The 12,721-nt window shown below is 62.8% G+C and carries 14 protein-coding genes; 10 read left to right on the plus strand and 4 right to left on the minus strand.

Translation table 11 applies throughout. The features are described 5' to 3' along the window. Positions 1-94: 94 nt before the first annotated feature. Positions 95-865 (minus strand): FadR/GntR family transcriptional regulator, encoded by a 771-nt coding sequence (locus tag HBH1_RS21365; RefSeq protein WP_006712834.1) that lies wholly within the window; start codon positions 863-865, stop codon positions 95-97. A gap of 340 nt (positions 866-1,205) precedes the next feature. On the opposite strand from HBH1_RS21365, the gene iscR reads away from it, so the two are divergent. From iscR to iscX, 9 genes are all read left to right on the plus strand, one after another. Next, a complete protein-coding gene (iscR, locus tag HBH1_RS21370) occupies positions 1,206-1,700 on the plus strand; it encodes a Fe-S cluster assembly transcriptional regulator IscR (RefSeq protein ID WP_077236444.1) in 495 nt (164 codons plus the stop codon). Positions 1,701-1,716: 16 nt separating this feature from the next. Continuing rightward, a complete protein-coding gene (locus HBH1_RS21375; RefSeq protein ID WP_006712829.1) occupies positions 1,717-2,970 on the plus strand; it encodes an IscS subfamily cysteine desulfurase in 1,254 nt (417 codons plus the stop codon). Positions 2,971-3,052: 82 nt separating this feature from the next. Next, positions 3,053-3,451: a Fe-S cluster assembly scaffold IscU gene (iscU, locus tag HBH1_RS21380; RefSeq protein WP_006712827.1), complete on the plus strand. Its 399-nt coding sequence runs from the start codon at positions 3,053-3,055 to the stop codon at positions 3,449-3,451. Between the two features lie 60 nt (positions 3,452-3,511). Next, positions 3,512-3,835, plus strand: coding sequence for an iron-sulfur cluster assembly protein IscA (gene iscA, locus HBH1_RS21385; protein ID WP_006712826.1), 324 nt, complete (start codon positions 3,512-3,514; stop codon positions 3,833-3,835). Between the two features lie 190 nt (positions 3,836-4,025). Beyond that, a complete protein-coding gene (gene hscB, locus HBH1_RS21390; RefSeq protein WP_102664282.1) occupies positions 4,026-4,541 on the plus strand; it encodes a Fe-S protein assembly co-chaperone HscB in 516 nt (171 codons plus the stop codon). A gap of 16 nt (positions 4,542-4,557) precedes the next feature. After that, a complete protein-coding gene (locus HBH1_RS21395) occupies positions 4,558-5,184 on the plus strand; it encodes a LysE family translocator (RefSeq protein WP_102664283.1) in 627 nt (208 codons plus the stop codon). A 25-nt stretch (positions 5,185-5,209) separates the two neighbouring features. Continuing rightward, the gene (gene hscA, locus HBH1_RS21400) at positions 5,210-7,075 is read left to right on the plus strand and encodes a Fe-S protein assembly chaperone HscA (RefSeq protein WP_102664284.1); all 1,866 of its coding nucleotides are present in this window, start codon (positions 5,210-5,212) and stop codon (positions 7,073-7,075) included. Between the two features lie 44 nt (positions 7,076-7,119). Next, positions 7,120-7,458: an ISC system 2Fe-2S type ferredoxin gene (gene fdx, locus HBH1_RS21405; protein WP_006712821.1), complete on the plus strand. Its 339-nt coding sequence runs from the start codon at positions 7,120-7,122 to the stop codon at positions 7,456-7,458. 34 nt (positions 7,459-7,492) lie between these two features. After that, entirely contained in the window at positions 7,493-7,687 is a 195-nt protein-coding gene (gene iscX, locus HBH1_RS21410; RefSeq protein WP_077236448.1) for a Fe-S cluster assembly protein IscX, read from the plus strand. 226 nt (positions 7,688-7,913) lie between these two features. On the opposite strand, the gene HBH1_RS25510 is transcribed toward iscX, so the two are convergent. The 3 genes from HBH1_RS25510 to HBH1_RS21425 form a co-directional block, all read right to left on the minus strand. Further along, on the minus strand, positions 7,914-8,345 hold the full coding sequence (locus HBH1_RS25510; protein ID WP_233207670.1) for a hypothetical protein: 432 nt from the start codon (positions 8,343-8,345) through the stop codon (positions 7,914-7,916). A 300-nt stretch (positions 8,346-8,645) separates the two neighbouring features. Next, positions 8,646-9,965 carry a DUF1501 domain-containing protein gene (locus HBH1_RS21420; protein ID WP_102664285.1) on the minus strand — a complete coding sequence of 440 codons (1,320 nt, stop codon included), beginning with the start codon at positions 9,963-9,965 and terminating at the stop codon, positions 8,646-8,648. Positions 9,966-9,984: 19 nt separating this feature from the next. Then, positions 9,985-11,499, minus strand: a complete 1,515-nt coding sequence (locus HBH1_RS21425; RefSeq protein WP_102664286.1) for a DUF1800 domain-containing protein — start codon at positions 11,497-11,499, stop codon at positions 9,985-9,987. A gap of 479 nt (positions 11,500-11,978) precedes the next feature. Here HBH1_RS21425 and HBH1_RS21430 point away from each other — a divergent pair, with 479 nt between their 5' ends. Further along, positions 11,979-12,701, plus strand: coding sequence for a response regulator transcription factor (locus HBH1_RS21430; RefSeq protein ID WP_102664287.1), 723 nt, complete (start codon positions 11,979-11,981; stop codon positions 12,699-12,701). The last annotated feature ends 20 nt before the right edge of the window (positions 12,702-12,721 follow it).

Genomic DNA, 12,721 nt, shown 5'->3' on the forward strand with positions numbered 1-12,721 from the left:
GCGCCGCGTAGTTCATCCCATCGCACGTCCCCACCGCTGGCAGGGCTTGGGTTGCCAGCGGTGGGGACGTGCGATGGGATGAACTACGCGGCGCTCAGCTGGCGTTGCCGGCTGCGCCCGATTCCGCTTCCTGCTGTGCCCGGCGCAGGCGCTCGCGGCTGTTGGTCAGGTGATTGCGCATGGCGGCGCGGGCGGCCTCGGCGTCGCCACGGGCGATGGCCTCAAAGATGTCTTCATGCTCGCGCTGCACGCGGTCCAGGTAGCTGGCCTGCTGGTCGTGCGCCAGTTCAGCGGTGTTGATGCGCTTGCGCGGGATCACGCCCATGCCCAGGTGGCTGATGATCTCGATGAAATAGCGGTTGCCGGTGGCATTGGCGATGGCGAAGTGGAAGCGGAAGTCCGGTCCCACCGTATCGCCGCCAGCTTGCTGGTTGGCGCGGAACAGGTCCAGCGCCTCGCGGATTTCCTGCAACTGTTCTTCGCTGCGGCGGGCGGCTGCCAGCCCGGCGGTTTCGGTTTCCAGGCTGATGCGCAGCTCCAGCAGCGCCAGCAGGTCGCGCATGGTGGTGATGGTGGCCGGGTCGATGTTGATGTTGGAGCCCTTGCGCGCTTCCAGTACGAAGGTACCGATGCCGTGCCGGGTCTCCACCTGGCCGGCCGCCTGCAGGCGCGAGATGGCTTCGCGCACCACGGTGCGGGAGACACCCTGGGTCTGCATGATTTCGGACTCCGTTGGCAGCTTGTCGCCGGGTTTGAGGCTGCCGTTGTCGATCATTGCCGACAGCGCTGCCACGACCTCCTGCGACAGGCTCTGGGGCTTGCGGCGCGGGCGCAGCAGCGGATTGGGGGTATCGCTCACATCCATATCGTTCTGTTTCTTGGGAGGGCGGCGCTGGCGGACCCGGCTTGTGTTTTAGTGGGCGGTCCGCATCTGGCCAGAAGAAAATTGTCGCGCCATCTTACCAGATGGATCAAGAGGGTCGACGCCGATGCCAGCCGTAGCCCAGAGAGTAGCCCAATTTCGACAAGAGGTCAGACAAGTTTCCGTCCCAATTGCAGGAAATTTGATCTGGTCGCTTGGATGCTCCGACATTGCGCATGCACGGTACCTGACAGAATTACTCGGGTTTGATATACTTGACTCAAATATTCGGGAATTCAGGGCAACCGGCACCGCCGGTTCATTTGTTTCTGGAGTGAACTCCATGCGTCTTACCACCAAAGGTCGTTTTGCCGTGACGGCGATGATTGATCTGGCCTTGCGCCAGGGCAAGGGCCCCGTCACGTTGTCGGCCATCAGCGAGCGCCAGGAAATTTCTCTATCATATCTGGAGCAGTTGTTCGGCAAGTTGCGACGACACCAGATCGTCGAGTCCGTGAGAGGGCCCGGCGGTGGTTACAACCTGGCACGCAAGGCCGCCGATGTTTCGGTGGCCGACATCATCATCGCGGTGGACGAACCGCTGGATGCGACCCAGTGCGGCGGCAAGGAAAACTGCCACAGCGCGGCGCACCCGGGCGGCACGCGCTGCATGACGCATGACCTCTGGTCTACCCTGAACGAAAAGATGGTCGAGTACCTGGATTCGGTATCGCTCCAGGATCTGGTCGACCAGCAAAAAGAACCCAAGCCGACGGAGCATCGTGCCGCCGACTCGCAGAGCGTGGTGGTGATGCACCGCCCGCAAGCCGCAGCCTGATTTGGAGCAAGGACCTATGAACGCACCCCTGGAAAAAAGCCTGCTGGAGACCATCAAGGCTCCGCACTTCCCGATCTACATGGACTACTCGGCGACCACCCCGGTCGATCCGCGCGTGGCCGACAAGATGATTCCCTACCTGCGCGAGCAGTTCGGTAATCCCGCTTCGCGCAGCCACATGTATGGCTGGACCGCCGAAAAGGCCGTGGAAGAGGCGCGTGAAGAAGTGGCCAAGCTGGTCAATGCCGATTCCCGCGAGATCATCTGGACCTCCGGCGCCACCGAGAGCAACAACCTTGCCATCAAGGGCGCGGCGCAGTTCTACAAGTCCAAGGGCAAGCACATCATCACCGTCAAGACCGAGCACAAGGCGGTGCTGGATACCTTCCGGGAACTGGAACGCGTGGGCTTCGAAGCGACCTACCTGCAGCCGCAGGACAACGGTCTGGTCACCGTCGAGCAGATCGCCGCGGCCGTGCGTCCGGACACCATCCTGGTCTCGGTCATGCTGGTCAACAACGAAATCGGCGTGATCCAGCCGGTGCCGGAAATCGGCGAGTTCTGCCGCTCCAAGGGCATCATCTTCCACAGCGATGCCGCCCAGGCTACCGGCAAGGTCAAGATCGACCTGGAAAACTGGAAGGTCGACCTGATGAGCTTCTCGGCCCACAAGAGCTACGGCCCCAAGGGCATCGGTGCCCTGTACGTGCGCCGCAAGCCGCGTGTGCGCATCGAAGCGCAGATGCATGGCGGCGGTCACGAGCGTGGCCTGCGCTCCGGTACCCTGGCCACGCACCAGATCGTGGGCATGGGTGAAGCCTTCCGCATCGCCCGTGAAGAAATGGACAGCGAACTGGCCCACATCCGCGCCATGCGCGATCGCCTGGCCAAGGGCCTGCAGGAAATCGAAGAGACCTATATCAACGGCGACATGGAACACCGCGTGCCGCACAACCTGAACGTGAGCTTCAACTACGTGGAAGGGGAATCGCTGATCATGGCCATCAAGGATATCGCCGTCTCTTCCGGTTCGGCATGCACCTCGGCCAGCCTGGAACCGTCCTACGTGCTGCGCGCACTGGGCCGCAGCGATGAATTGGCACACAGCTCGATCCGCTTCACCATCGGTCGCTTCACCACCGAGGAAGACATCGATTTCACCATCGATCTGATCAAGAGCAAGGTCGGCAAGCTGCGCGAACTGTCCCCGCTGTGGGACATGTACAAGGACGGCGTGGACCTGTCCACCATCCAGTGGGCGGCCCACTAAACACGGATTCTGCCAGCCATCGCCAGCAACCACAGCACAGTGCAGGGGCGATGGTCGATACCATCATCTAGGGAGCAAGAACATGTCTTATTCGGAAAAAGTACTCGATCACTATGAAAATCCCCGCAACGTCGGTGCCTTCGAAAAGGGCGACGACACGGTCGGCACCGGCATGGTCGGCGCCCCGGCCTGCGGCGACGTGATGAAGCTGCAGATCAAGGTCGGCGCCGATGGCGTGATCCAGGACGCCAAGTTCAAGACCTACGGCTGCGGTTCGGCCATCGCCTCCTCGTCGCTGGTGACCGAGTGGGTCAAGGGCAAGACCCTGGACGAAGCGCTGTCCATCAAGAACACCCAGATCGCCGAAGAGCTGGCGCTGCCGCCGGTGAAGATCCACTGCTCGATCCTGGCCGAAGACGCCATCAAGGCAGCGGTGCAGGACTACAAGGCCAAGCACGGCGCGGAACAGAAGGCAGCCTGATCGGCCTTTTGCGACAGCAGCTACCCGCTCCGCGGTTTTCGATTTCGTAAGGCAAGCATCATGGCAATCACGTTGACAGAGAAGGCAGCAAAACACATCAGCCGGTACATGGAACGTCGTGGCAAGGGCATCGGCCTGCGCCTGGGCGTACGTACCACCGGCTGCTCCGGCCTGGCGTACAAGCTGGAGTACGTGGATGAGCAATCGTCCGAAGACACCGTCTTCGAGTCGCATGGCGTGCGTGTCTTCGTCGATCCCAAGAGCCTGCCCTACATCGACGGTACCGAACTGGACTTCGCGCGCGAAGGCCTGAACGAAGGTTTCAAGTTCCAGAACCCGAACGTGAAGGATGAGTGCGGCTGTGGCGAAAGCTTCCGCATCTGATCGCTGCATCTGATTCTGAATTTCTGATCCTGAACCAAGCCGTCGCGCCGGCCCTGCCGCGAGGCGGTCAGTGCTTAGCCGATACCGTGACAGCCTCGTGATCGCTCCCTGCGGAGCTGACCCGGTCACCGTTTGCCGTCCCTGATGTGCCAAGCCTGTTGCAGTCCGACAGGCTTTTTATTTTTCAGCCATGCAAAACCACTACGACCTGTTCCAGTTGCCGCAGCGCTTCGCCATCGACCAGAAGGCGCTGGAGCAGGCTTACCACCAGGTGCAGAGCCAGGCCCACCCGGACAAGTTCGCCCATGCCAGCGATGCCGAAAAGCGCGTGGCCATGCAGTGGGCCACCCGCGCCAACGAGGCCTACCAGACCCTTAAGAATCCCTTGAAGCGCGCGCGCTACCTGTGCGAACTGCACGGCGTGGACCTGCAGACCGAATCCAACACCGCCATGGCACCGGCCTTCCTGATGCAGCAGATGGAATGGCGCGAAACCCTGGACGACGCCAAGTCCGGCAAGGACCTCGATGCGCTGGAACAGCTCAACACCGCACTGCTGAGCGAGAAGAAGGCCGAGATCAGCCGCATCGAAGCGCTGCTGGACGCGGGCGACTACGCCGGCGCCGGCCAGCTGGTGCGCCAGCTGATGTTCCTGGACAAGTTCGGCGCCGAGATCGGCGACGCCTTCGCCCTGATCGAAGGCTGATCGCGGAGCCGCCACCATGCCCAACCTGTTCCTCTTCCTGCTGGCCGCGATGACGCTGACCCTGGCCCCCGGCCCGGACAACATCTACGTGCTCACGCGCGGTATCGCCCAGGGCCGCAAGGCGGGTCTGGTGGCCGCTGCCGGCTTCAGCTCGGGACTGATCTTCCATACCCTGCTGGCGGTGCTGGGCTTCGCTGCCGTGATCAAGGCCTATCCTCCCGCCTATCACGCCCTGCAATACGCAGGTGCGGCTTATCTCGCTTACCTCGGTTATCGCACCTTGCGCTCGGCCTCGGCCGGTATCGCGCTGGCCGGCGAAGGGCAGGGCGCGGCCGCCGTGCCGCTGCGTCGCATCTACTGGCAGAGCGTCCTGGCCAACATGCTCAATCCCAAGGTGACCCTGTTCTTCATCGCCTTCCTGCCGCAGTTCGTGCAGCGCGAAGCCGGTCACGAAGCCCTGCAGATGCTGGTGCTGGCCCTGGTGTTCATTGCCCAGGCCTTCCTCATCTTCAGCGCCATCGCATTGTTTTCCGGCACGGTCGGCGCCTGGTTCCGTCGCCGCGCCAACGCCTCCGTCCATCTGAACCGCCTTGCAGGTTGTGCCTTCATCGGCCTCGGCATCCGGATGGCCTTACCTGAATAACGCATCACGACGAGTCACATCACCTATGGCTTTACTGCAGATTTCCGAACCGGGCATGTCCACCGCGCCGCACCAGCGTCGCCTGGCCATCGGCATCGACCTGGGCACCACCAATTCGCTGGTGGCCACCGTGCGCAACAGCATCCCCGAAGTGCTGGCCGACGACGACGGCCGCGTGCTGCTGCCCTCGGTGGTGCGCTACCTGCCCAACGGCCACGCCAACATCGGCTACAAGGCACAGGCCGCGCAGACCACCGATCCGCGCAATACCATCATCTCGGTCAAGCGCTTCATGGGCCGTGGCCTGAAGGACATCGCCCACGCCGAGAACATGCCCTATGACTTCCAGGACCAGCCCGGCATGGTGCAGATCAAGACCGTGGCCGGCGTGAAGAGCCCGGTGGAAATCTCGGCGCAGATCCTGGCCACGCTGCGCCAGACCGCCGAAGACGCCCTGGGCGACGACCTGGTGGGTGCCGTCATCACCGTGCCGGCCTACTTCGACGATGCCCAGCGCCAGGCCACCAAGGATGCCGCGCAACTGGCCGGCATCAACGTGCTGCGCCTGCTGAACGAACCGACGGCAGCAGCCATCGCCTACGGCCTGGACAATTCCTCCGAAGGCATCTTCGCGGTCTATGACCTGGGTGGCGGCACTTTTGATATTTCCATCCTCAAGCTCACCCGTGGCGTGTTCGAAGTACTGGCCACCGGTGGCGATTCGGCCCTGGGTGGCGACGACTTCGACCACCGCCTGTTCTGCTGGATCAGCCACGAAGCCCAGCTGCAGCCGCTGTCGGACGAAGACACCCGTCTCCTGATGGTCAAGGCACGCGAGGTCAAGGAACTGCTCTCCACCAAGGACGAAGTGCAGATCGACGCCGTGCTCCGCTCCGGCGAGGAAGTGCATCTCTCCATCACCGCCGCGCAATTCAACGAGATCACCCAGCACCTGGTGGCCAAGACCATGGCGCCGGTGCGCAAGGCCTTGCGCGACGCCAGCCTGACCGTGGAAGATGTGGACGGCGTGGTGCTGGTCGGCGGTGCCACACGCATGCCGCACATCCGCCGCGCCGTGGGCGAATTCTTCAAGACCAATCCGCTGTCCAATATCGACCCCGACAAGGTGGTGGCGCTGGGTGCGGCCGTGCAGGCCAACCTGCTGGCCGGCAACCGTGCGCCGGGCGACGACTGGCTGCTGCTGGACGTGATCCCGCTGTCGCTGGGCATCGAGACCATGGGCGGCCTGGCCGAGAAGGTCATTCCGCGCAACTCCACCATCCCCTGTGCGCGTGCCCAGGAATTCACCACCTTCAAGGACGGCCAGACCGCCATGGCCATCCATGTGGTGCAAGGCGAGCGTGAACTGGTGGCCGACTGCCGTTCGCTGGCGCGTTTCGAACTGCGGGGCATTCCCCCCATGGCCGCCGGTGCGGCGCGCATCCGCGTGACCTACCAGGTCGACGCCGACGGCCTGCTGGCCGTGTCGGCCCGCGAGATGACCTCCGGCGTGGAAGCCTCCATCACCGTCAAGCCGTCCTATGGCCTGGCGGACGACGAGATCGCCCGCATGCTGCAAGAGTCCTTCAGTTCTGCCGATGAGGACATGCAACGTCGTGCCTTGCGGGAAGAGCAGGTCGAAGCCGAACGCATCGTCCTGGCCACCCGCTCGGCGCTGCAGGCCGATGCCGCATTGCTGTCCGAACAGGAGCGTGCTGACATCGAAGCACAGATGGCAGCCGTCACCGCCGCTGCCCAGGGCAACGATCACCTCGCCATCAAGGCCGCGGTTGACGCCCTGGCCCATGGCACCGAAGAATTCGCCGCCCGCCGCATGGACCGCAGCGTCCATGCCGCACTGGCCGGCAAGAAGCTGGATGAAGTCGCCTGAGCGACGTCCTGACCCGAACACTGTAGAAAGACCCGAGAGCCACCATGCCCCAGATCGTTATCCTCCCCCATCCGGTCCTCTGCCCCGAAGGCTCGGTGATCGACGCCCCGGCCGGCAAGACCCTGTGCGACGCGCTGCTGGACAGCGACATCGACATCGAGCACGCCTGCGAAAAATCCTGCGCCTGTACCACTTGCCACGTGGTCATCCGCGAAGGCTTCAATTCGCTGGACGACCCCACCGACAAGGAAGAAGACCTGCTGGACATGGCCTGGGGCCTGGAGGCCACCTCCCGCCTGTCCTGCCAGGTGGTGCTGGGCGAAGAAGACCTGACCGTCGAAATCCCCAAGTACACCATCAACCACGCCTCCGAAAACCATTGAGCAGGCGCGGCATCGGCCGTGCCGGGAGATCGACATGAAATGGACCGACACCCAGCAGATCGCCGAGGAACTCTATGACAAGTTCCCGGATACTGATCCCAAGACCATCCGCTTCACCGACCTGCATCGCTGGGTGATGGAGCTTGATGGATTCGAGGACGATCCCAACCGCTCGGGAGAGCGCATCCTCGAAGCGATCCAGGCGGCCTGGATTGCCGAGGCGGAGTGAGCGGCGGCACAGCGGCACTTGTCACGCAAGGAAAGCGTCCGCCGGTTGATCAAGAAACAAAGCCTTGGCTCGCGCCAAGGCTTTGTCGTTTGTCTAGCGCCTGTTCTTACTAAATCTGCACTCACAGATTTGGTGTGAGCACGCTCTAGATTGCCGCGAATGATTGTTGTGGTGCTTCTCGGCTATCGCTCTTCCATCACGCTAGAAAATCTCGCCGAGGCCTGGCTCAGAATAACGGCAGCCTGGCTTGAATCCAGTCCCACTTTGTCGGTGGCATGCTCAGGCGTTTATCGAATTCAGAATTTTCGGTCACATCAATGTACCGAACAGCATCGGCTTCGTAGCGCAATGGCGCGTGAAAGCTTCGCCCTGCATACCAATTGACTGAAAAATAGCGCCTGGCAAGAAGTGTTTCCTTGTCGTTGAAAACCTTCAGTTCAATTTCATCGTCCGTGCCATCTTGATCGTGACCACCGGAGCCGCACAGCTGGAACCGGTATGAGACGCCGTTCAACAGCTTGACTCCACCATCCAGCGTATCCGGACTATCGTAGAAATCACAGCGTGCGTAGTGGGGCCGCGATAAATGAACGAGTAAACCGACCCCAAGGAAGATCAGAGAAATTACGCCAAGTAATTTAAAGGTTCTAATCGGCATATCTCACCAATTTTGAGGTCGATTGAGAGCGGCGGCATGTGATTCGCACCAGTGGATATCGAACGCCATCAGGTTCGAAAACTTGGAGGAAGGCGGAAGGCTAACACTGTGTCGCGGCGTAAATTTTCGAAACTGGCCTGGAAAATCGCCAACGGGCCGGCGCTATGACATTCGATTCAGTATCGCATTTGATGTGGAGCGAGCCCACGGCCGTGGGTGCAGCCACCGATATCGATTCAGTCGATTTCAAGTAAGGGATGCCCGTCAGGGATCGTTGCGGGGAAGAATGGCTGCGTCGTTTCAGATGAAGAGGGGCGGCAGGTCTTTGCTGCCGGAAGCATATTGCGGAAAAACCTTGTCCAGCGCCCGATCCGGGATGCGCATATGCCGCTCGGCCAATGCGCACAGCACGGCCCGGTAATCCGTCGTGATGGCCAGGTCGCGCCCTTCATTCAAGGCCGCCTGGTTCAAGCCCGGCCATTGTCCATAGATCTTGCCGCCGCGCAGGTTGCCGCCCATCAGCCACATTGCATTCCCATGACCGTGATCGGTACCGCCGTTGCCGTTCTCGCGGAAGGTGCGGCCGAATTCGGACATCACCACGATCACCGTGTCGTTGAAGGCCGGCCCCAGTTCCTGCGCCAGCGTCGCCAACCCACCGGCCAGCGGCGAAAGGCGGCCGGCCAATTGTCCGGTGCCATTGCCCTGGTTGATGTGGGTATCCCATCCGCCGACGGCCAGGAAAGCCAGGCGGATGCGCGGGTCGTGGCGCATCAGGCGACCCAGGCGGGCGGTGTCCAGCGACAGACCGTTGGGCAGCGGCGCGCCGTTGTTGGCCATCTGCTGTTCCTGGCTATTGATCTCGGCAATGAGTTGCTTGCGCGCTGCCATGCCATCGCGATAGGCCTTGCCCAGGGCATCGTCGGCGCCATAGAGCGGGTCGAAGAGTTGGCTCCAGCGCGGCTGGTCGATCATGCCGGGGCGGGTGGCTTCGCGTCCGCTCTGCAGGTTGGCCACCACATTGCGGCCGCTCAGAATGCGTGGCGTGGCGCCGCCGACGTTGATGGCCTGCAGCGGTGATTCGGCCGGCGGCAGGTAGTCCATGACCCGGTTGAGCCAGCCGTCGCGTGTGTTGTGCTGGCCGGGTGTCCCGGTTTCCATCATGTCCTGTGCCTCGAAGTGTGAGCGCGAGCCGTCGGGCGAACCGGATGCCTGCACGAAGGCCAGCCGGCCACTCTCCCAGTACGGCAGCAGCGCCTGCAACGATGGATGCAGACCGAAGTAGCCGGTCAGGTCCAGCACGCCATTGGCCTGCCCGGGACGCGCCACGGCGATGCTCGGGCGGGCCTGGTAATACAGCGGATCGCCATGGGGCACCACGACGTTCAGACCATCCACCGCGCCGCGCAGGAACACCACCACCATGCGCGGGGCACCGTCACCGCTGGCACGCGCACGCGGGGCAGGAGAGCCGTAGGCCACCTGGCCCGGCGTTTGGCCGGCGCGGCTGATGCCGTGGTCGCCAGCGGGGACGACGGCGCAACCCGACAGTCCGATCGGCACCAGCACGGCGCCACTGCCGGCGGCGCCCAGGTAACGGATGAAATCGCGACGGTTCATGGAAGTCCTCGACGGTGGATCAGCGTTTCATGAAATCGGGGCTGCCCAGGATCAGGGCGGTGCGCTGATTCGCGGGTGCGGTATCGATACGGGCGACGGCCTGGGGCGTGATGGCCGGGCCCAGCGTGCGCAGCAGCTGTTGCGGATCGGGTGGACGGGCCTCGCTATCGGTGGGTTGCGGCGCGCCTTCCAGGCGCGCGATCGGCGACTTGCCGCCGGCCAGGCCACCAGCGAAGTTGATCCGTCGCAGCAGGGCGTCCGGATTGAGCCAGGCCGCCTGGGAATACTTGTAGCCTTCCGGTGTGAGCCAGCCATACAGCGGCATGCCGAACTGTGCCAGCGCGCCGCTGACCGGCTTGCCGTTACGCACCGTCGTATCGCTTGCGCGCAGGGACGAGACCACGAATTGATACGGCGTCTTGAACTGTGTCTGGTAATTGCTGCGCGCCCAGAACTGCGGGCTGTCGAACAAGGTCTTGAGGACGGCGCGGATGTCGCCGCGCGTGGACAGGAAGCTCTGCGCCAGCTTTTGCACCAGCGCCGGATCGGGCTGGTCGGAGACGAAATACTGCACCAGTTGCGTGGAGATGAAGCGCGCCGTCGAAGGATGGCTGGCCAGGATGTCCAGCGCTGCTTCACCCTCCTGGTAGCCGCTGGTCGCCAGTGGCTTGCCGAGGAAGACCTTGGGGGCGGCGTCATGACGCTGGGCGTTGAAGCTGAAGGGCGCCGCGCCGGCCTTCATGGCGTCGACGTCGATGGTCCAGCCCGAGAGGATGCGCGCCAGGGTGATGACGTCGGCCTGCTGGTAGCCGACATCCACGCCAAGGGTGTGCAACTCCATTAGTTCGCGGGCGTAGTTTTCGTTGAGTCCCTTGAAGCGGCCCCGCGCACCGGGCGTGCCGACACCACTGGAGAGCCAGTTGTCGAGGTAGTACAGCATCGCCGGGTGATGCGCCACTGCGCCCAGCAGGTCGCGGAAGTGGCCCAGGGCATAGGGACGGATGGCGTTCTTTTCGTAGTCGCCCACCCAGTAGCGCACCCAATCCTTGCCCTCGAAGAGGTTGAAGTGATTGGCCCAGAATTCGGTCATCACTTCTTCCAGCTGACGTGGACTTTCGGTGGCCTGCAGCAGGCGCGCCATGTGGAATTGCGGGGTCAGTTCGCGTGGCGCGCGCTGGCGGGCGACCTGCTGTTCTTCCTTGCTGGCCTTCGGGTTGAAGGAGGGCGGACCGTAATCGACGAACAGTTGCGAGGTTGTCATCTCCAGTGCCGGCAGAGCCTCCAGTCGAGCCTGCAGGTCGGCTGGCAGGGGAATGCGTTCGGGGTGCAGTTGCTGGTCGATGTAGCGCGCAACGCCCATCTGCTCGACCTCTTCCAGCGCGCCGGGGCGGGGTCCGTAGCCGAGGCGGTTGAGCACGTGCAGGGCGCGCTCCGAGGGCGACAGCGGGACCTCGTCGACCGGCGTGGCGGCACGTGCCAGGCTGCAGATCAGCAAGGCCAACAACAACACCGGGGCTGGGCGCAGCGGACGCATGGATGAGCCTTGTGGTCTCGAAATTTGTTGAGAAATTCTTGCCGAGTATGCGCAATGCTTCACTTGATGGCTGTAAAAAAGTGTAATTCAAGCAGCGCCGATCATAGGCCGGTCAGCTGACATCTCGCTGAGCAGCTATTGAGCAGCAGATGAGCAGCCCGTCCATCGGAGCAGGGATGCTTGTCGTTCGCACACGCTTCCTGTGACTGTTTGTCAGTCTCTTGTCACGCGGGAGCCGAGCTGCCCCAAAACGGCAGAAGTTTTGCGAGACAGCGGTATTTTTCAGACGATTCTTATGCGCCCTGAGCCTGGGCTCCACCACAATAGCGCCTTCGAAAACCGGAGCCGGATTTAGCTTGCCGGCGCGGGGCCGGCGCCTCACAATGGCGCCCCGCCGCCGCGCCGGATTCGGGGAGAGCGGAATAAAACGGACATAAAACGGACAAGAACCGAATAACGACAGAGAGCAAAGGGCAAGGATGACATGGACACTGGCTTCGGCGATGCGCATCGCCTTGCTTGACGACCACGCCGTGGTTCGATACGGATTGGCGAAGCGACTGGCCGAGGAGCCGGACTTCGAAGTCGTCGGCGCCTTCGCCACCAGCAAGGAGTTGATGACCGCGCTGCGCGCCTCGCCAGCGGACCTGCTGCTGATCGATTATTCGCTGGGCAGCAATGACATCGATGGTCTGAACCTGATCCGGGCGTTGCGCGTGCGCTTCCCTCGCAGCAAGATCCTGGTCACCTCGGCGCATCACAATGCGGCCACCGTGGCCATGGCCATGAAGGCGGGGGCACGGGGCTTCGTGGGCAAGTCGCAGGAGCTGGGCGAACTGATCCAGGCCATCCGCACCATCGGGCTGGGGCGGGAGTACCACAATGCGGCGCTGACCCGCGAACTGGCGGCCATGCAGGTGTCCGAACCGGTATCCGGCGGCAAGTCCGAAGCGCGTCCGGCGCGCCGTGCGCGCGCGACACCGCCTTCCTCCGATTCGCTGTCGGACATGCCCAACCTGTCGCCACGCGAGCGCGAAGTCTTGCGCTGCTGCCTGGATGGCCTGTCGGTGACTGACATCGCCGACAAGTTTGCCCGCAGCGTCAAGACCATCAGCGGGCAGAAGCAATCGGCCTTCCGCAAGCTGGGCGTGCGCAGCGACAATGAACTGTTCAAGATCGAATACCAGATCAAGGACCTGTAAAGCGCACCACATAGGGAGTT

This window comes from Herbaspirillum sp. BH-1 (assembly GCF_002870055.1).
Lineage (GTDB): Bacteria > Pseudomonadota > Gammaproteobacteria > Burkholderiales > Burkholderiaceae_D > Herbaspirillum > Herbaspirillum frisingense.

What these genes read in the sequence shown, in the direction of transcription:
- hscB (WP_102664282.1), top strand. Translation starts at nt 4,026, where the DNA reads ATGCAAAACCACTACGACCTGTTCCAGTTGCCGCAGCGCTTCGCCATC.
- HBH1_RS21425 (WP_102664286.1), bottom strand. Translation starts at nt 11,499, where the DNA reads ATGCGTCCGCTGCGCCCAGCCCCGGTGTTGTTGTTGGCCTTGCTGATC.
- HBH1_RS21365 (WP_006712834.1), bottom strand. Translation starts at nt 865, where the DNA reads ATGGATGTGAGCGATACCCCCAATCCGCTGCTGCGCCCGCGCCGCAAG.
- iscU (WP_006712827.1), top strand. Translation starts at nt 3,053, where the DNA reads ATGTCTTATTCGGAAAAAGTACTCGATCACTATGAAAATCCCCGCAAC.
- HBH1_RS21420 (WP_102664285.1), bottom strand. Translation starts at nt 9,965, where the DNA reads ATGAACCGTCGCGATTTCATCCGTTACCTGGGCGCCGCCGGCAGTGGC.
- HBH1_RS21430 (WP_102664287.1), top strand. Translation starts at nt 11,979, where the DNA reads ATGACATGGACACTGGCTTCGGCGATGCGCATCGCCTTGCTTGACGAC.
- HBH1_RS25510 (WP_233207670.1), bottom strand. Translation starts at nt 8,345, where the DNA reads ATGCCGATTAGAACCTTTAAATTACTTGGCGTAATTTCTCTGATCTTC.
- HBH1_RS21395 (WP_102664283.1), top strand. Translation starts at nt 4,558, where the DNA reads ATGCCCAACCTGTTCCTCTTCCTGCTGGCCGCGATGACGCTGACCCTG.
- fdx (WP_006712821.1), top strand. Translation starts at nt 7,120, where the DNA reads ATGCCCCAGATCGTTATCCTCCCCCATCCGGTCCTCTGCCCCGAAGGC.
- iscX (WP_077236448.1), top strand. Translation starts at nt 7,493, where the DNA reads ATGAAATGGACCGACACCCAGCAGATCGCCGAGGAACTCTATGACAAG.
- iscA (WP_006712826.1), top strand. Translation starts at nt 3,512, where the DNA reads ATGGCAATCACGTTGACAGAGAAGGCAGCAAAACACATCAGCCGGTAC.
- hscA (WP_102664284.1), top strand. Translation starts at nt 5,210, where the DNA reads ATGGCTTTACTGCAGATTTCCGAACCGGGCATGTCCACCGCGCCGCAC.
- iscR (WP_077236444.1), top strand. Translation starts at nt 1,206, where the DNA reads ATGCGTCTTACCACCAAAGGTCGTTTTGCCGTGACGGCGATGATTGAT.
- HBH1_RS21375 (WP_006712829.1), top strand. Translation starts at nt 1,717, where the DNA reads ATGAACGCACCCCTGGAAAAAAGCCTGCTGGAGACCATCAAGGCTCCG.